16 protein-coding genes and 1 other RNA gene are annotated in these 17,470 nt (G+C 56.2%); 16 read left to right on the top strand and 1 reads right to left on the bottom strand.

Features of this window, described 5'->3' with window-relative positions; all coding sequences use genetic code 11:
• Nucleotides 1-43: 43 nt before the first annotated feature.
• The gene (locus tag CKW14_RS11730) at nt 44-811 is read right to left on the bottom strand and encodes an FCD domain-containing protein (protein ID WP_007915207.1); all 768 of its coding nucleotides are present in this window, start codon (nt 809-811) and stop codon (nt 44-46) included.
• 262 nt (nt 812-1,073) lie between these two features.
• Between CKW14_RS11730 and CKW14_RS11725 the strand changes: the two genes are divergently transcribed.
• The 16 genes from CKW14_RS11725 to CKW14_RS11650 all read left to right on the top strand — a co-directional run bounded on the left by CKW14_RS11725 (nt 1,074) and on the right by CKW14_RS11650 (nt 16,294).
• Entirely contained in the window at nt 1,074-2,768 is a 1,695-nt protein-coding gene (locus CKW14_RS11725; RefSeq protein ID WP_095125369.1) for a lactate permease LctP family transporter, read from the top strand.
• A gap of 150 nt (nt 2,769-2,918) precedes the next feature.
• Entirely contained in the window at nt 2,919-3,743 is an 825-nt protein-coding gene (locus tag CKW14_RS11720; protein ID WP_095125368.1) for a (Fe-S)-binding protein, read from the top strand.
• Nucleotides 3,740-5,194 (top strand): LutB/LldF family L-lactate oxidation iron-sulfur protein, encoded by a 1,455-nt coding sequence (locus CKW14_RS11715; protein ID WP_095125367.1) that lies wholly within the window; start codon nt 3,740-3,742, stop codon nt 5,192-5,194. The genes CKW14_RS11720 and CKW14_RS11715 overlap by 4 nt, the downstream gene beginning before the upstream one ends.
• Complete coding sequence (locus tag CKW14_RS11710; RefSeq protein ID WP_095125366.1) at nt 5,194-5,865, top strand: lactate utilization protein; 672 nt, start codon at nt 5,194-5,196, stop codon at nt 5,863-5,865. Before CKW14_RS11715 ends, CKW14_RS11710 begins: the two co-directional genes overlap by 1 nt.
• Complete coding sequence (locus CKW14_RS11705) at nt 5,862-8,672, top strand: FAD-binding and (Fe-S)-binding domain-containing protein (protein ID WP_095125365.1); 2,811 nt, start codon at nt 5,862-5,864, stop codon at nt 8,670-8,672. Before CKW14_RS11710 ends, CKW14_RS11705 begins: the two co-directional genes overlap by 4 nt.
• Nucleotides 8,673-8,802: 130 nt before the next feature.
• On the top strand, nt 8,803-9,081 hold the full coding sequence (locus tag CKW14_RS11700; protein WP_095049699.1) for a hypothetical protein: 279 nt from the start codon (nt 8,803-8,805) through the stop codon (nt 9,079-9,081).
• A 96-nt stretch (nt 9,082-9,177) separates the two neighbouring features.
• Nucleotides 9,178-9,566, top strand: a transfer-messenger RNA (tmRNA) gene (gene ssrA, locus CKW14_RS11695).
• A 183-nt stretch (nt 9,567-9,749) separates the two neighbouring features.
• On the top strand, nt 9,750-11,006 hold the full coding sequence (locus CKW14_RS11690) for an integrase domain-containing protein (RefSeq protein WP_095125364.1): 1,257 nt from the start codon (nt 9,750-9,752) through the stop codon (nt 11,004-11,006).
• Nucleotides 11,007-11,226: 220 nt separating this feature from the next.
• A complete protein-coding gene (locus tag CKW14_RS11685) occupies nt 11,227-12,369 on the top strand; it encodes an STY4528 family pathogenicity island replication protein (protein ID WP_218233160.1) in 1,143 nt (380 codons plus the stop codon).
• A gap of 323 nt (nt 12,370-12,692) precedes the next feature.
• Nucleotides 12,693-12,938: a hypothetical protein gene (locus tag CKW14_RS11680; protein ID WP_095125362.1), complete on the top strand. Its 246-nt coding sequence runs from the start codon at nt 12,693-12,695 to the stop codon at nt 12,936-12,938.
• A 602-nt stretch (nt 12,939-13,540) separates the two neighbouring features.
• Complete coding sequence (locus CKW14_RS30170) at nt 13,541-13,765, top strand: hypothetical protein (RefSeq protein WP_242205407.1); 225 nt, start codon at nt 13,541-13,543, stop codon at nt 13,763-13,765.
• Nucleotides 13,766-13,858: 93 nt separating this feature from the next.
• Nucleotides 13,859-14,164 (top strand): hypothetical protein, encoded by a 306-nt coding sequence (locus CKW14_RS11670; protein ID WP_095125361.1) that lies wholly within the window; start codon nt 13,859-13,861, stop codon nt 14,162-14,164.
• Between the two features lie 11 nt (nt 14,165-14,175).
• On the top strand, nt 14,176-14,646 hold the full coding sequence (locus CKW14_RS11665) for a hypothetical protein (RefSeq protein WP_095125360.1): 471 nt from the start codon (nt 14,176-14,178) through the stop codon (nt 14,644-14,646).
• Between the two features lie 9 nt (nt 14,647-14,655).
• Nucleotides 14,656-14,883 (top strand): hypothetical protein, encoded by a 228-nt coding sequence (locus CKW14_RS11660; RefSeq protein ID WP_095125359.1) that lies wholly within the window; start codon nt 14,656-14,658, stop codon nt 14,881-14,883.
• A 13-nt stretch (nt 14,884-14,896) separates the two neighbouring features.
• Nucleotides 14,897-15,496 carry a hypothetical protein gene (locus CKW14_RS11655; RefSeq protein ID WP_095125358.1) on the top strand — a complete coding sequence of 200 codons (600 nt, stop codon included), beginning with the start codon at nt 14,897-14,899 and terminating at the stop codon, nt 15,494-15,496.
• Between the two features lie 327 nt (nt 15,497-15,823).
• A complete protein-coding gene (locus CKW14_RS11650) occupies nt 15,824-16,294 on the top strand; it encodes a hypothetical protein (RefSeq protein WP_176471282.1) in 471 nt (156 codons plus the stop codon).
• Nucleotides 16,295-17,470 lie beyond the last annotated feature (1,176 nt).

Here is a 17,470-nt window from a genome sequence, read left to right as displayed (position 1 = left end):
TGTGTAGGAGCTGCCGCAGGCTGCGATCTTTTGCTTTAAAGAATTACATCCCCTTGCGCCGCTCCGCTCGAGCCATGCGCTGAACCTCCTGCCGCACTTCCTCCAGCACTTCCTGCACATACAAAATATGTCGGCTGGAGACTTCCCGCGCCTGCTCGGCGCGACCTTCAATAATCGCCAGATACAATTCCCGATGTTGCGTGATCAGCATGTCGCGGGTTTCCGTGCGCTGCTTGTACATGCCGCCGATGTTGGTGACCACGTTGCGCTTAAGCAGATCGAACAGCCCGCGAATGGTGTGCAGCAGCACCGCGTTATGACTGGCTTCAGCAATCGCCAGATGAAATTTCGCATCCGCCGCGCCCTCCTCCGCCCGACTGACTTCATCGTGACGCGAATAGCAGTCCTGCAGCTCTTCAAACGCGGCGGTCAGCCGCTCACGATCGACATCGGTGGCGCGCAATGCGGCGTAATAGGCGCACGATGCCTCCAAAGTATGCCGAAACTCCAGTAGATCGCGCTGTGCTTCAGGATTGCTTTCGAGCAACTGCAGCAGCGGATCACTGAACGTCGAGCCGAGGCTTTCCACGACATAGTTGCCGCCGCCCTGACGACTGACCAGCAGACCTTTGGCCGCCAGTTTCTGGATCGCTTCACGCAGCGAAGGCCGTGATACGCCAAATTGTTCTGCCAGCGTGCGCTCCGCCGGCAACCGCTCACCGGACTTCAGCGTGCCCTCAAGGATCATCCCCTCAAGTCGCTCGACAATATCGTCAGACAAACGGCGCTGACGTATCTGATCAAACCCCATAACTCATTTCTCCACGATCCCGACCGCTCGCCGGGCTCTCTATTCTGGCCTATCGGCGCCTTGCCGACACCTACCAGACACCACTTGCCCAAACCAGATCAGATGCGATCTGCACCGCTTGTTCGACAAAAGTTTCAGGGCGACAAATTGACACACCGACACCAAGGCTTTTACCCTAGCCAACAGCGATTGTAAATTGGTCTTACCAATTATCCAAGAACGCTGACAGTGCCTGACCAACAACAATTAGGGGCCACCCCATATGCAAACCTGGCAACAGCTCTACAGCCCGCTCGGCAGTCTCGGCGTGTCCGCACTCGCGGCCGTCATCCCCATCGTGTTCTTTTTCCTCGCATTGGCGGTGTTCCGCCTCAAAGGCCATGTGGCCGGGAGCATCACCCTCGCCCTGTCGATTGCCGTGGCGATCTTCGCGTTCCAGATGCCGGTCGATATGGCCTTCGCCGCCGCCGGATATGGCTTCGCCTACGGTCTGTGGCCGATTGCATGGATCATTGTCGCGGCGGTGTTCCTCTACAAACTGACGGTCAAAAGTGGTCAGTTCGAGGTCATTCGCAGCTCGGTGTTATCGATTACTGACGACCAGCGCCTGCAAGTGCTGCTGATCGGTTTCTGCTTCGGAGCGTTCCTGGAAGGTGCCGCCGGTTTCGGCGCACCCGTGGCGATTACTGCCGCGTTGCTGGTCGGACTGGGCTTCAACCCCCTGTACGCCGCTGGCCTGTGCCTGATCGCCAACACCGCACCGGTAGCGTTCGGCGCACTGGGGATCCCGATCATCGTCGCCGGCCAAGTCACCGGTATCGACGCGTTCAAGATCGGCGCCATGACCGGTCGCCAACTGCCGCTGCTGTCGCTGTTCGTGCCGTTCTGGCTGGTGTTCATGATGGACGGCCTGCGCGGCGTACGTGAAACCTGGCCAGCGGCGTTGGTTGCGGGCCTGAGCTTCGCCATCACCCAATACTTCACCTCGAACTTCATTGGGCCAGAATTGCCGGACATCACCTCGGCGCTGGCCAGCCTGATATCGCTGACCCTGTTCCTGAAAATCTGGCAGCCAAAACGCACCGCAGGCGCGCAAATCGCCGGCGCCACGTCGAGCGCAGCGATCACCGCCAGCGTCGGCGGTTTCGGCCAGAAGCGCACCACCGTGGCGTCGCCTTACAGCCTCGGGGAAATTTTCAAAGCCTGGTCACCGTTCCTGATCCTCACCGTGCTGGTAACGATCTGGACGCTGAAGCCTTTCAAGGCGATGTTCGCCGCTGGCGGTTCGATGTACAGCTGGGTGTTCAACTTCGCGATCCCACACCTTGATCAATTAGTGATCAAAACCGCACCGATCGTAGCCGTCCCGACTGCCATTCCAGCGGTGTTCAAACTCGATCCGATTTCCGCGACCGGCACGGCGATTTTCTTCTCCGCGCTGATCTCGATGCTGGTCTTGAAGATCAATTTCAAAATTGGTCTGACCACTTTGAAAGAGACCTTCTACGAACTGCGCTGGCCAATCCTGTCGATCGGCATGGTGCTGGCGTTCGCTTTCGTCACCAACTACTCCGGCATGTCTTCGACCATGGCGCTGGTGCTGGCCGGTACGGGCGCCGCGTTCCCGTTCTTCTCACCGTTCCTCGGCTGGCTGGGCGTATTCCTCACCGGTTCGGATACTTCATCCAACGCCCTGTTCAGCTCGCTGCAGGCGACCACCGCTCACCAGATCGGCGTCAACGACACCCTGCTGGTGGCAGCGAACACCAGCGGCGGCGTGACCGGCAAGATGATCTCGCCACAATCGATCGCCGTGGCCTGCGCCGCGACCGGTCTGGTGGGCAAGGAGTCGGATCTGTTCCGCTTCACCCTCAAGCACAGCCTATTCTTTGCAACGATTGTCGGCTTGATCACCCTGGCCCAGGCCTACTGGTTCACTGGCATGCTGGTGCACTAAACCTACAAGAAACACAGAAAAAACCGACGCCGGCTCGTGATGCCGGCGTCAGCAATTCACAACCCGGTCTGTAAGGCTGCTGAAAGCAACGCTCTTTATATTCAGCAGCCGCCACAGACGGATAACCGGGCCCACCCGGAGACACGCCTGATGAGCGAGCTTTTTTACAACGCTGTGCCAAACGCGACGCGCGTGGCACCGCCACTGCCCGAACCTCGGCAATACCCCAGCGAGAAACCGTCGCGGGTCTACCTGTTCGGCACGTGTGTGGTCGACCTGTTCTACCCCGAAGCCGGGATGGACGCCATCCACTTGCTGGAGCGCGAAGGGATCCGGGTCGAGTATCCGCAAGGGCAGAGTTGCTGCGGCCAACCGGCCTACACCTCGGGTTACACCGAGCAGGCGCGGACGGTGGCGCGCTCGCAACTGGCGCTGTTTGCCGGGCATTATCCGGTAGTGGTGCCGTCGGGTTCCTGCGCCGGCATGCTGCGCGAGCATTACGCCGACTTGTTCAAGGACGAGCCGGAGACGTTGAAACAGGTTCAGGCCCTCGCGGCCCGCACCTATGAACTGGCCGAATTTCTGCTGTTCGTCTGCAAGGTGCAACTCAAGGACAGCGGTGAACCGGTCAAAGTCGCGCTGCACACTTCGTGTTCGGCACGCCGCGAAATGAACACCCACCTGCACGGCCGCGAGTTGTTGGCGCAGTTGAGCAACGTGGAACGGGTCAACCATGACCACGAAAGCGAATGCTGTGGCTTCGGTGGGACATTCAGCGTCCGTATGCCAGACATTTCCGGCGCGATGGTGGCTGACAAGACCCAAGCGTTGAAGGATTCCGGCGCGCATCTGGTGTTGAGCGCCGACTGTGGCTGTTTGATGAACATCAACGGCGCATTGGAGAAACAAAAAGAAGCGCTGCGCGGGCAACATCTCGCGAGCTTCTTGTGGCAGCGAACCGGAGGTGCGCAATGAGCACTTCCGCGATTATTCCTACGGTCGCCGTAGAAGAAGATTTCCGCGCCCGGGCACACAATGCCTTGGGCGATCAGCAGCTACGGAACAATTTCCGCACTGCCATGGACTCACTGATGGTCAAGCGGGCAGCCGCTTTCAGTGATGCCCACGAAAGAGAACATTTGCGCGCACTGGGCAATTCGATCAAGGCCCGCGCGCTGTCCAAGCTGCCCGACCTGCTCGAGCAACTGGAACAGAACCTGACCCGCAACGGTGTGACAGTGCACTGGGCGGAAACGGTGGACGAGGCCAATGGCATCGTCTTATCGATCATCCGCGCTCACGAGGCGCGGCAAGTGATCAAGGGCAAATCGATGGTCAGCGAAGAGATGGAGATGAACCATTTCCTCGAGGCTCGGGACATTGAATGTCTGGAGTCCGATATGGGGGAATACATCGTCCAGCTCGACCACGAGAAGCCTTCACACATCATTATGCCGGCGATCCACAAGAATGCCGGTCAGGTCGCGTCCTTGTTCCACGACAAACTTGGCGTGGAATACACCAAGGACGTTGACCAACTCATTCAGATCGGTCGCAGAGTCCTGCGGCAGAAATTCTTCGAAGCGGACATCGGTGTCTCCGGCGTCAACTTCGCCGTCGCCGAAACCGGCACCCTGCTGCTGGTGGAAAACGAAGGCAACGGCCGCATGACCACCACCGTGCCGCCGGTGCACATCGCCGTCACCGGCATCGAAAAAGTCGTGGAAAACCTGCGTGACGTGGTGCCGCTGCTGTCACTGCTGACGCGCTCGGCGCTGGGCATTCCGATCACCACTTACGTCAACATGATCTCCGGCCCGCGCAAGGAACACGAACTCGACGGCCCGCAGGAAGTGCACCTGGTGCTGCTCGACAACGGTCGCAGTCAGGCCTTCGCCGACAGTGAACTGCGTCAGACCTTGAACTGCATCCGCTGCGGCGCCTGCATGAACCATTGCCCGGTCTACACCCGCGTCGGTGGCCACACCTATGGCGAGGTGTACCCGGGACCGATCGGCAAAATCATCACCCCGCACATGGTCGGTCTGGCCAAAGTCCCCGATCACCCGAGCGCTTCATCGCTGTGCGGTGCCTGCGGTGAAGTGTGCCCAGTAAAAATTCCGATCCCGGCAATCCTGCGGCGCCTGCGCGAAGAGAACGTCAAAGCCCCGGACAGCCCGAATCAAGTGATGCGCGGCCAGGGCAGCAAGTATTCGCGCAAGGAACGTTTCATCTGGAACGCCTGGGCCAAGCTCAACAGCTCTCCGACCTTGTATCGATTGTTCGGCTTCTTCGCCACGCGCCTGCGTGCCCTGACCCCGAGCAATGTCGGCCCATGGACACAAAATCACAGCGCGCCGAAACCCGCTGCCCGCTCACTGCACGACATGGCCCGCGAGCATCTGGCCAAACAGGGAGACCGCTGATGAGCGCCAAGCAAAATATCCTCGGCAAACTGCGGAAAAGTCTGACTGGCGCCACACCGATTGCCGACAACTTCGATGTCGATCTGGTGACGCAGCCTTACACCTACAGCGCCGAACAACGCATCCCGCAACTGCGCAAATTGATGGAAGCGGTGCACACCGAAATCCACCTGACCTCCGACGCAGAATGGCCGGCGTTGCTCGCACAATTGTTGCGCGACCGCCAGTTGCCGAGTTTGTTGATCGCGCCGACGACGGCGCACGGGCAGAAAATCACACAGCATTGGGCGAACAATCCTGATCTGCCGACACTGAAATCCTACGACCGGCCAATGGAAGAGTGGAAAGCCGAACTGTTCAACGACACCCCGGCCAGCCTCACCGGCACCCTCGGTGCAATCGCCGCCACCGGCAGCCTGATCCTCTGGCCAACCCGCGAAGAACCGCGTTTGATGAGCCTGGTCCCGCCGGTGCATTTCGCCCTGCTCAAGGCCAGCGAAATCCGTGACAACTTCTATCAGGTGCAAGAGGAATTCGCGTGGGCCCAGGGCATGCCGACCAATGCTCTACTGGTCTCCGGTCCATCGAAAACTGCCGACATTGAGCAAGTGCTGGCTTACGGCGCCCACGGCCCGAAAGACCTCGTGGTGCTGATCCTGGAGGACCAATGACGCTTCCGGTGAATTTCCTGCGTGATGCGCAACAACTGATTCCGGCCGAGCGCCGTTTTGATGATCCGTTATCGACTCTGGCCTTTGGCACCGACGCCAGTTTTTATCGACTGATCCCGCAACTGGTAATCCGCGTCGAGTCCGAAGATGAAGTGGTGGCGCTGCTAAAACTGGCTCAGCGCGACCATGTTCCAGTGACCTTCCGTGCGGCGGGCACCAGCCTTTCCGGTCAGGCGATCAGCGATTCCGTTTTGATCGTGCTTGGGGATAACTGGAACGCTCGCGAGATTCGCGGCCAAGGCACGCAAATACGCCTGCAACCCGGGGTGATCGGCGCACAGGCCAACGCATGGCTGGCACCGTTCGGGCGCAAGATCGGCCCGGATCCGGCGTCGATCAACGCCTGCAAAATCGGCGGCATCGTCGCTAACAATGCCAGCGGCATGTGCTGCGGCACCGCGCAAAACACCTACCACACGCTGGCCGGGATTCGCCTGGTGCTGGCCGATGGCACGCGCCTGGATACCGAAGACGCTACAAGTGTCGCGGCATTCCGCGTAAGCCACGGCGATCTGCTCGAACGCTTGGCGACATTGGGCCGCGAGACCCGCGCCAACGCCGAACTGGCTGCACGAATCCGCCACAAATACCGTCTGAAAAATACCACCGGCCTGTCACTCAACGCCTTGGTGGATTTCGATGAGCCTGTGGATATCTTGAGCCACTTGCTGGTCGGTTCCGAAGGCACCCTCGGCTTCATCAGCGCGGTGACTTACGACACCGTGATCGATCATCCGAACAAGGCGTCGGCACTGATCGTGTTCCCGGATGTGGAGACTTGCTGCAACGCGGTCACCGTGTTGAAAAGCCAACCGGTGTCCGCCGTAGAGCTGCTCGATCGGCGTAGCCTGCGCTCGGTGCAAGACAAACCGGGCATGCCTGCTTTCGTACAACAGCTGTCGAACAATGCCTGCGCACTGCTGATCGAATCCCGCGCCGCATCTTCCACTTTGCTGCAGGAGCAGCTGGGGCAGATCATGGCGTCGCTCAGCGACTTCCCAGTGGAGAAGCAGGTCGACTTTACCGAAGACCCTGCCGAGAACGCCAAGCTCTGGGCGATCCGCAAGGACACCTTCCCCGCCGTAGGCGCAGTGCGCAAAACCGGCACCACGGTGATCATCGAAGACGTGACCTTCCCGGTCGAACAACTGGCGATCGGCGTCAATCGCTTGATCGAGTTGTTCGACAAACATGCCTACGACGAAGCGATCCTTTTCGGACACGCACTGGAAGGCAATCTGCACTTTGTCTTCACCCAAGGCTTCAACAACCCAGAAGAAGTCGCACGCTATCAAGCGTTCATGGATGACGTCGCGCAACTGGTCGCAGTGGAATTCGGCGGCTCGCTGAAAGCCGAACACGGCACCGGTCGCAACATGGCGCCGTTCGTGGAACTGGAATGGGGCAGCGACGCCTATCAGTTGATGTGGCAGCTCAAACGTCTGCTCGACCCGAATAGCATTCTCAATCCCGACGTGGTGCTCAGCGAAGATCCGCAGATCCACCTCAAGCACCTGAAGCCGCTGCCGGCGGCGGATGAGATTGTCGATAAGTGCATAGAGTGCGGCTTCTGCGAACCTGTCTGCCCGTCAAAAGGCCTGACCCTCAGCCCGCGCCAGCGCATTGTCATCTGGCGCGATATTCAGGCGAAAAAACGTGCAGGTGTCGACACCACCGAACTGGAAAAAGCCTACGAGTACCAAGGCATCGAAACCTGCGCCGCCACTGGTCTGTGCGCGCAACGTTGCCCTGTAGGCATCAATACCGGTGAGCTGGTGAAAAAACTCCGAGCCCGACACGCGACGCATCAGAAAACCGCTGACTGGATCGAAGGAAATTTCGCCAAGACCCTGCAAGGCGCACGCTTCACCCTACACGTGGCCAACGGCGCACGAATGATGCTCGGCGCGCCGCGTCTGGCGAAACTTTCGGCAACCATTACGCGCCTGTCCAAAGGTCAGGTGCCGTTGTGGACGAATGCGATGCCGCAACCGGAGAAAGCCATTCGCTTCAGCCCCAGCGTGTCGGACGAGCGCCCGCGCGTTGTCTATCTGGCCGCGTGTGTGTCGCGAGTGATGGGCCCGGCGGCGGGTGACAAAGAGCAAATGTCGCTCTACGACAAAACCCGTGGCTTGCTGGAGAAGGCCGGCTACCAAGTGGTCTTCCCGGACAATCAGGACAATCTCTGCTGCGGTCAGCCTTTCGCCTCGAAAGGCTACGCCGAACAGGCCGAACACAAGCGTCAGGAACTGATCAGCGCACTGCTGCATGCGAGTCGCGGCGGACTCGATCCGATCTACTGCGACACCAGCCCGTGCACGTTGCGACTGGTTCAGGACGTAGGAGAAACCCGCCTGGATCTGTACGACCCGGTGCGCTTCATCCGTACGCACCTTCTCGATCGACTCGACTTCACCCCGCAAGAGGCACCGATTGCCGTACACGTGACCTGCAGCACGCAGCATCTGGGCGAAAGCCAGGCGTTGATCGATCTGGCGCGCAAGTGCAGCAACAACGTGGTCATCCCGGAAGGCATTCATTGCTGTGGGTTTGCTGGCGACAAGGGCTTCACCACGCCGGAGCTGAACAGCCACTCGCTGCGCACGCTCAAGGATGCCGTGCAGCATTGCAGCGAGGGGATTTCCACCAGTCGAACTTGTGAGATCGGTCTGACGCAACATGGCGGAATTGACTACCACGGACTGGTCTATCTGGTGGATCGCGTGACCCGGGCGAAGGCCTGTTGAAGAAAAATAGAACCCTTGAGTTCGACTGTAGTCCACAGAATAACCCCGACTGATCGGGGTTTTTCTTCCATACGGTTGCCCGTCCTGACGGCCAGCGAAGTCTGGACCCACTCGGTTCAAGGAGATACACATGAAACGTTCTGTACTGTTAGGTCTGTTCGTTACTGCATCGATGATGGCGTCCACTTCGTTTGCTGACGGCAAGCCTGCTGACCTGTGTGATGCCAATATTCAGACCATCAACAATGCCAAGGGCCAGCTGTCAGCGAACCCGGAACTGAGTCAGCGTGCTAACGCCAGTGTGAGCAAGGCCGAGGCGCTCAAGGCTCAAGGCAAAATCGACGATTGCATTGCGGAAACGTCGCAAACCATCGTGGAATTGCGCAAGTCCACCGGTACCAACAACTGATCAGCGTCCCGGCCAACCTTCGGGTTGGCCTTGTGGGCCGATTGGCGTACACTGCACACGCTTGTTGCTCAAACAGATGTACTGAGCAATGAGTTCGGGGCCGTTTAGGATTCGACGCCGGTTGCGAAACTTTAGGTGCATGCCGACTTGGTAACAGAAGTCGTAAATCCACTGTTGCAACTACTTATAGTTGCCAATGACGACCAATACGGTGTTGCTCTCGCTGCTTAATTGCAGCTGACAATGCTCCTGGTACCTTCGGGTCCAGCAATCATCAGGGGATGTCTGTAAACCCAAAATGATTGTCATATAGAACAGAATCGCCGTGCAGTACGTTGTGGACGAAGCGGCTAAAACTTACACAACTCGCCCAAAGCACCCTGCCCTTCGGGTCGCTGAGGGTTAACTTAATAGAAACGGCTACGCATGTAGTACCGACAGCGGAGTACTGGCGGACGGGGGTTCAAATCCCCCCGGCTCCACCACTTCAACATCTAAAGACGTCCACGGACGTCTTTTTTTGTGCCTGAAATCCAGTGAATACGGGGTTTTCAGGGCCATTGAGCTCCACAGCGCTTCAGGCAGATCCATTTTGAAATGTATTCCAAGGCGTATTCCAAGCCCGTGACTGGTAAATTTTGGAATACACAAACAGCGTTGGAGTACCCATGGGAGCCCGAGCCACACGCCTTTCAGACCTTAAAATCAAAGCCGCCAAGCCTAAGGACAAAGACTACACATTGACCGACGGCGACGGCCTTCAGTTACGAGTCCGAACCAACGGTTCGAGGCTTTGGAATTTCAACTACATCCATCCCGTGACCAAGAAACGGATCAACATGGGACTGGGAACATTCCCGGAACTCAGCCTGGCTCATGCGCGAAAACGCACGGTTGAAGCCAGGGAGCTGGTTGCCCAAGGACTGGACCCGAAAGAGCAACGCGATGCAGATCGCCAAGCAAAAAAAGCTGCGACAGAGCACACCTTTCAAAACGTCGCGACAGCCTGGTTTGAACTCAAGAAAGACTCCGTGACCACCGCCTACGCTGAAGACATTTGGCGCTCGCTCACGTTGCACATCTTCCCGGATCTACACGCCACCCCAATTTCTGAAATCAGCGCGCCTCAGGTCATCAAGTTGCTTAGGCCACTTGAAACCAAAGGCAGCTTGGAAACGGTCAAGCGCCTGACCCAACGCCTCAACGAAATCATGACTTACGGGGTGAACTACGGACTCATTCATGCCAACCCCCTGAGTGGAATTCGATCGGTTTTCAAAAAGCCAAAAAAGAAAAACATGGCGGCATTGCCCCCCGATGAACTCAATGAACTCATGGTGGCAATTGCCAACGCCAGCATCAAAAGAACCACCCGGTGCCTCATCGAGTGGCAACTCCACACGATGACTCGGCCTGCAGAAGCTGCGACCACCCGATGGGCTGACATCGATCTCAAGAAGAAGATCTGGACGATCCCAGCGGAGCGCATGAAGAAACGCCGCACACACATCATCCCGCTCACGGAGCACGCTTTGGCGCTTCTAGAAGCGATCAAGCCCTACAGCGGACACAGGGAATACGTGTTTCCCGCCGACCGTAATCCCCGCACCCATTGCAACAGCCAGACCGCCAACATGGCGCTGAAACGGATGGGGTTTGAGGGGCGACTCGTAAGCCACGGAATGCGCTCCATGGCGAGCACCATCTTGAATGAACACGGGTGGGATGCGGAGCTGATCGAGGTCGCGCTTGCGCATGTGGACAAAGACGAAGTCCGTAGCGCCTACAACCGGGCGGACTACATAGAGCGAAGACGCCCGATGATGGCTTGGTGGAGTGAACATATCCAGCAAGCGGCAACCGGGAGCTTGTCGGTTTCAGCCGTTCAAAACGCCAATGGACTTAACGTAGTCTCGGTGAGATAGACGCAATAACGCTCGTCTCGTATTCACTACTGAGACATTCGCCTGCCGAATCACCCGAGATCATTAACACAGCGTTCTAGATCACTCCCCAGATACCAATCATCACAAAGGCCAAACAATGTGTCCGTAGCAGAGATCGCATTGTTGGCTGACATACGGAACAGTCCTAGATGAGATGTCGGGTAACAGGCCAACGTGGCCCAGACCTCGGAGACACCTCATGACCAACCAACACTCCTCCCATACCTTGCAGGCTCAAGACGCTCCGCGCTCTGCGGTCCTATCGCTTATGGTCGATAACCGTCTGACACCTCTGGATCGCAATTGCTGGCACGTGATGCACTCGCTACGGTCGGCTGGAGGTCTGTACACCTTGGCAGGAATGGGTCAATTGCGCTCATATCTCGCGTGCGCCCCGCTGGCAAAACGAGCCTCTTACGAAACCGCCTCGCGAGCGCTAACAGTTCTGCGCCTAACTGGTTGGATAAGCTTGGTCGGCCAGAATAGCGACCTCATTACGGGCAACGTTCTGAACGAGCTCTATCAGATCAACGAGAGTGCCCTGAACTTCCGCGAAGCCTGCGCCTTAGACGCCACCCTTCCAGCGCTTCTCGAGAACTGCATCGGCCATAAGCACACCCATCTCGATTGCATCGCGAAGCACATCGAAGCTACGCGGGAGCAAACGTCCAAAGACAATGCCGCACTCACGCCGGCACAACGTGACGAGGACGATGAGCCGCCACCCTCAGGAAAACGCCCGGTCTCCACCAGAAAACCTGTACCGAGTCATCCCGCAACAAGAACCTCCGTCACGCAGCAGACCGACCAGAAACACCTCAGCACCGGCGACAGTACGTATAAAAACAAATATAAAAAAATACGTACGTACCGCACACGCGCACGTGAGGATCGCCATTTGACACAAGGGCCAGTGACACTGCCGCAATGCCTGGCAAACGCCAAAGCTGATCAACAACAAGACGTGCTGACAGCCCTGACTCGACTGCCACCGCAACATCGCCAGCAAGTGCTGGACGAACTCCAGGCGCGCAGTCAACGTGGGTCGGTGCGTAACGTCGTCGCCTATTTCTTCGGGTTGATAAATCGAGCATTAGCCGGCGAGTTCCGACCGTGGGCAGGCCGTAAAAAAGAGCAGAAAACTGTCGCCCTCATTACGCCCCCTGCAATGGCCTGGGCTGCCGCGGAGGTCAAACAAAAGCCCGCCACAAGATCGAAGACAAGTCAGCAGGGCCTGCCGCACGTTGCCGAGATGCGCAAGATAATGAAGGGGCCAAGGATTGCAGACGATCTGGCTGCACAGGTCATGAAAAGCTTGGCCTGCCAGCCGCTTCCTGCCTAGAGCATGCGTCAGTAATCCCTGCGCAACTGGTTATAAAGCAGTCGGGGAACATTAGGAAATCCCGAATAACCGTTTTCGGATTTACAGCGAACACCGCAGGGAGCAACTTCACATCTCGTCTCGCTGATGTGATCAGCACCCAAAAGCCGTCAGGATCTGCAAGACGGCGCTGCGGTTTCCCGCAGGATCCTCCCGAATGACCGCATCGCTTCCGGCAGCGCGGACAGTCGACATCAATGTCGATGGAAGCATGTTACTCACCCCCACCCACGACGGGCCTTTCCCGTCCGGGCAAGGCCTTTCTTGTTTATTCGGAGGCCTTAATGAACATTCGACTAGCGCTGTATCAAGCACTGAAAGCGATCGACGTGCCTGAGCCAAAAATCGATGCTGTAATCCTAGCTATGGAGACTGCGTTGCAGTCACCTCCTACCGTTAAATCCGATCCAGACGTAGAACACTTTCGGACAGAGCTATCTCGCGTCGCATCTGATCTCACCCTCAACATTGGCACGATGATGTTCCCAGTGGTGGCAGCGGTCTTCGTCTTTATGGCGATGATTGATTAACGATCTACTTTTTCGGCAGTACCGAGAACCACCTACCCTATGGCAGGTGGTTTTTTCTTGTGAACCGGAAAGCTAAGCGTGTAGTGCTGCGTAAGCGAGCGAGTGACAGCACTCGTCTTCGCCTTTAATCAAAGGCAGAGGGACACCCGGTTAAAATCGGGTACATCTAAATTAGTCGTTCATGACATCTGCGCTTATTTGATGGACTTGCTGACTGGTGGCCACGCGAAGGAATTGGGCTATGTCCGTGAGAGGGACTTGCGCTGCCCCCTCTAATCGTGGTGTTCACGACACAGCTCACCATTATCAGCGCCCTATACCCGATGCTGGGAATGGTTGGTTTCTACGGGTTACGACGGGCAGAAATCGGCCAGAAGCAGACAGTCGACTCGGTTCTGGTTTCGCCCGATAGTGAATGCTTGCAGCATGCGACTGCATACCCAAAAGCAATTCTGGCTTATTGCCAATACCGTATATCTCCATATGCTCCTCTCTCATTTTCCGCGAACACCACGGCGCTCGGGTCTGTAAGCTATTCAGGAGGCCCGTTGCAAACTCTCTCATGACCGTCGGCGATTCGTCATCAGTCCACAGAGAGCCCTATGACTATACTCATCCGCCGCGCCGCATCCCTTCGTTCAGGGGAATTCAAACAATTGATCCGCGTTGCATCTGTTGCTGGCCGTCTGCCAAAGCGCGACGTGATGCTCTTATGGCTCACACACTCTGGCGGCAAAGGTGCTGACTGCGACCGGCGACGTGGAAAGTCGTATCTAACTGTCGACATCGAGGTGATCCGTCGTGCTTTCGAGTTTGCACTGGCATAGTGATATCGATAATTCTTACCGCTAGTCAGCATTGATAATGAAATGTCCGTCTAGGGGTGAGACTTTTGCACCCGAGAACTTGAGGAATCAACAATGGCTAGGCTCACACTGACCGATTTTGATGAATGGCTCGATGGCGCTGTGCAGACGGACGTAGAGGATGTGTACGCACTCCATGAAGCCGTTGACGGTGAAACAGAGTTTGCTCAATACAAAGCCGAGCGTGCACCAAATGGACAGCTCTTGGTCTCGTATGGCGACGATAGCCCTTGGTTGAGGCTGTCTACGGAGGAAGCTAAGCAAGGTTTTCTTCGTCGTCTTGGTGGCCGTTACGTTGGGGAAGGTTGTATGGACGTCGGTGCGTGGTATGTCATGCACATGGGATTAGCGTCCGATTAAAGGAAATTCGCATGGAGGACGCCGATGAGGTGTACCAGATCCTTCGAGACACCAAGGTTTTGGCTCGCCGTTATTACCAACTCACTCGCAAACCGCTGGGTGTGACTGGGGAAATCGCAGAGTACGAGGCAGCTCGGCACCTCAACGTCGAGTTGGAACTGGCTAGGCAAGCTGGGTACGACGCGACAGAGGTGAGAGATGGGCTGAAAGTCAGAATTCAAATCAAGGGGCGGTATTGCACCAGCCCACGAATGCGAAGCGGTCGAGTGGGATCAATCGATTTAAGGCAACCCTTTGATACAGTTTTACTGGTTCTTCTCGATGCGGATTACAACGCTTTCCAGATTTTTGAAGCGGATCGCTCTGCGGTTGAGGCGTTACTGACAAGGCCTGGATCAAAGGCTCGAAACGAACGAGGCTCAGTCGGTATCAATCAATTCAAAGCGATCAGCAGACTGCGCTGGGCGCGGTCTGAAATATAGGAAATGGCCATGGACGATTTGCCCGACGATCCGTTGATGCCTATTTTACTGGAGGCCATGAAGCGATTGTGCACTTGGGACGGAAGTGGGCCTATCACGTGGGTGATTGGCGATACCTGGGTTGTGCACCATGCTACAGGCGAATGGACGATTGGACCCGATGAGCCTGCAACAAGCGAACAGGTACGCGAGCTTATGGTTCAGTCTGGCGGGGTATTTGAATTGCAAGACTATTAAGGGAAAGGATCTTATGAGTACAAGGATTGTTGAGGCTAATATCCATTACGATCTGACAAAATCGGTTGTTATTGATTTGCAGCGCACGTTGTGTGAACAAGCAATTGAGAAAGACCGGTACGTCACCACGCGCTCGCGTCAACAGACTGAAATCGCCTTTCTGGAAGGTAGTGATGAGCTTCGCGAGGAAGCGAAGGTCACTTTGATGCGCCAGAGATTGAAGCTGAGTGCAACCGTTCGGGCGATTCAGGTGACCGAGCAGACGATGACCATCGTAGCTGGAACACTTCTTCAGATTGCAAGGCAGGGTCTAGTTACGCGATATGGTCAAAAAATCGAATACTGTCCTATCGAGGGCCGGATAACCTCCGGGGCGAATACCCGAGAAATCATATGGTTTGGTCGTAATCAAGCCATGCACTTTGACGATAGTAAGCCTGGGAGTTGGACGTCTCTCTTCAAGACTTTAGATCAGCACCATCCAGGAAAATTCACCCCCGAACCTGTCTCGCGCTCGATGGCAATAATTGAACTGTTGGGGTGGATGAGTTTCGGACAATATGAGGCTGATATGGAAAATCTTGGTGTTTTTACACCACTAGAAAACGTCTAAATGATCGCGTCTATCGCCGATTGATCAAAATATTTGTCACCGCTCAATGTACTGACTTAGGTCAAACATAAACGGCCATGCAAGTAGGAAATTCCGACAGCCCCACTGGGCTGCATAGGATAGCGCCCCGGAGTACCGATTGCCTGCGATGGCCATGCCGTGAGATGGAAATCAAACGTCATACTAGGTCGCTCTAACCAATGCACCTACGAGTCAAGGGAAAGGTTACTCAAGTACGCAGAAACCCTGCCGTCAAACTTAGTCAGACGCTAATTTTCGCGTTTGCGAAAATCCCTGGTGACTAAATCCATGAATAACGGAAAACTCATGAAAGCAATGCTGTTCGCAATAGTGACCACCTTTGCAGCCAGCGCCTCGGCTGCTGACTCAATCTTCGTAAGCACTGAGCTGACTCGTAACGGTGTGGTTGTCGATAATTTTTCCGGCTCTACCACTGATGGACACACCCAACCACACAGCAATATCAGTCTCATCAAGTATAGAAATTCAGTCACCAAGGGTAAGACCAACATGGCGGACTTGGCATTGGGTACCAAGGCATTCATCACGCCGCACATCACCAGTGATGGTCGTATCAGTCTGAAATTCAATGTGGACTACATTGAATTGGAGAAAATGGCAACGGTGAAGGCCGGGAACCTCACCATCGATCAGCCTAGGACCGGAGGCTTCAAGCATTCCGCTACGGACATACTCGCTAGCGGAGAGAAGCGCGAATACAAGGCTTTGGAGAACGGTGTCGAGTACATTTATACCGTATCAGCCACGAAGCAGTGATGATGCGCTAGGAAAGAGACGTTATTCGCGTCCTAGGATCAAGCATGAAAATTGAATCAATGAATATTGATAACTGCTACACCGCGGCCCGCGAAAAATTCTTCGCTGAACGAATGGCGCTTGGATCAACACAGCAAAGATCGCAACAGCCCTTGGTATCGATTGGGATGAGAACATGCAGCTAAACCGTATCGCTGGATAGGGAAAGTCACCTGGTGCACCCCAGACCTCGCATCGCGGGGCTGGGTCGGTAAAAAAGCGCAATTTCGCGCGGATGAAACTGGGGAAAACATCAATGGGTTTTTGGAGTGGAGTTGTAAAGTTCGTTGGTGCTGCTGTCGTTCTTAATGGGATAGCGAATCAGCAGCGATCATCGGGGATACAAAGCAATACCCCGTGCTACAAGGACTACTCGATTTCATGCAAGAAGTGCGAGAGTTTAGCAGGCCCCATCAAGGGCACGAAGCGGAACTATCGCTGTTCATGCGGTCACCAGTTTTCAGGCCCCAATCATCCATTTTGAGCCTTGCGTTGGTTAGGCAATCCATTTAAGCAGCTCCTTCCGTGTGATTACCTGATCGTAGTGAGATGCGATCCTACTCGCTAGTATGAATGACTGCTTCTGGCCGTTTTCTGCCCGTCGCAAAACGGTAGAAAAAGCCCCCAACTACCCCGTTGTAACTGCTAGTTATCATACGCCCCAGACCTTCGGCAGAAAGCTCTCGGTCAACCTGTATATCAATGTTGTCGACTTGCACGCCCATGCGATTCACGGCGTTGGTCGGCAAGGCAGCTCCATGCTCCGCCATTCCCAAAGCTCCCTGCGCAGGCGTGGCTTGGGGACCATGCCGCACCTGCGCAGGGAGCCGACAAGGCCGAAGGCCGCGTCAGCACTACAGGCAATCGATGCATATGCACCTATCACAGCGGCTGCCCCCTGCCCAATGAAGCGCAACTCATGAGATGGGCCGTCACTGCAAACCGCAGTGACGGCCCCGCCGATGCCTCAACATCACGGGCAAATCCTGAATCCTAAAACGTGCGGCATACATGATGATGCCCCCATACACTGGTCCAGCAAAAACCTAAGACGACAGGTTAGAGAGTCGTCATCCCAACAGCGCAGGACTCCTGCAAGCGCTGATCCAGCAGGATGGAGTTAGCCAGGTATGCAAG

It is taken from the genome of Pseudomonas sp. Irchel s3a12 (assembly GCF_900187485.1).
Lineage (GTDB): Bacteria > Pseudomonadota > Gammaproteobacteria > Pseudomonadales > Pseudomonadaceae > Aquipseudomonas > Aquipseudomonas neuropathica.
The sequence above is the reverse complement of the archived record's forward strand: the minus strand, read 5'-3'. Positions and strand labels throughout refer to the sequence as shown.

What these genes read in the sequence shown, in the direction of transcription:
- CKW14_RS11730 (WP_007915207.1), bottom strand. Translation starts at nt 811, where the DNA reads ATGGGGTTTGATCAGATACGTCAGCGCCGTTTGTCTGACGATATTGTC.
- CKW14_RS11680 (WP_095125362.1), top strand. Translation starts at nt 12,693, where the DNA reads ATGAACATTCGACTAGCGCTGTATCAAGCACTGAAAGCGATCGACGTG.
- CKW14_RS11665 (WP_095125360.1), top strand. Translation starts at nt 14,176, where the DNA reads ATGGAGGACGCCGATGAGGTGTACCAGATCCTTCGAGACACCAAGGTT.
- CKW14_RS11670 (WP_095125361.1), top strand. Translation starts at nt 13,859, where the DNA reads ATGGCTAGGCTCACACTGACCGATTTTGATGAATGGCTCGATGGCGCT.
- CKW14_RS11710 (WP_095125366.1), top strand. Translation starts at nt 5,194, where the DNA reads ATGAGCGCCAAGCAAAATATCCTCGGCAAACTGCGGAAAAGTCTGACT.
- CKW14_RS11725 (WP_095125369.1), top strand. Translation starts at nt 1,074, where the DNA reads ATGCAAACCTGGCAACAGCTCTACAGCCCGCTCGGCAGTCTCGGCGTG.
- CKW14_RS11705 (WP_095125365.1), top strand. Translation starts at nt 5,862, where the DNA reads ATGACGCTTCCGGTGAATTTCCTGCGTGATGCGCAACAACTGATTCCG.
- CKW14_RS11655 (WP_095125358.1), top strand. Translation starts at nt 14,897, where the DNA reads ATGAGTACAAGGATTGTTGAGGCTAATATCCATTACGATCTGACAAAA.
- CKW14_RS11685 (WP_218233160.1), top strand. Translation starts at nt 11,227, where the DNA reads ATGACCAACCAACACTCCTCCCATACCTTGCAGGCTCAAGACGCTCCG.
- CKW14_RS11650 (WP_176471282.1), top strand. Translation starts at nt 15,824, where the DNA reads ATGAAAGCAATGCTGTTCGCAATAGTGACCACCTTTGCAGCCAGCGCC.
- CKW14_RS11700 (WP_095049699.1), top strand. Translation starts at nt 8,803, where the DNA reads ATGAAACGTTCTGTACTGTTAGGTCTGTTCGTTACTGCATCGATGATG.
- CKW14_RS30170 (WP_242205407.1), top strand. Translation starts at nt 13,541, where the DNA reads ATGACTATACTCATCCGCCGCGCCGCATCCCTTCGTTCAGGGGAATTC.
- CKW14_RS11715 (WP_095125367.1), top strand. Translation starts at nt 3,740, where the DNA reads ATGAGCACTTCCGCGATTATTCCTACGGTCGCCGTAGAAGAAGATTTC.
- CKW14_RS11690 (WP_095125364.1), top strand. Translation starts at nt 9,750, where the DNA reads ATGGGAGCCCGAGCCACACGCCTTTCAGACCTTAAAATCAAAGCCGCC.
- CKW14_RS11720 (WP_095125368.1), top strand. Translation starts at nt 2,919, where the DNA reads ATGAGCGAGCTTTTTTACAACGCTGTGCCAAACGCGACGCGCGTGGCA.
- CKW14_RS11660 (WP_095125359.1), top strand. Translation starts at nt 14,656, where the DNA reads ATGGACGATTTGCCCGACGATCCGTTGATGCCTATTTTACTGGAGGCC.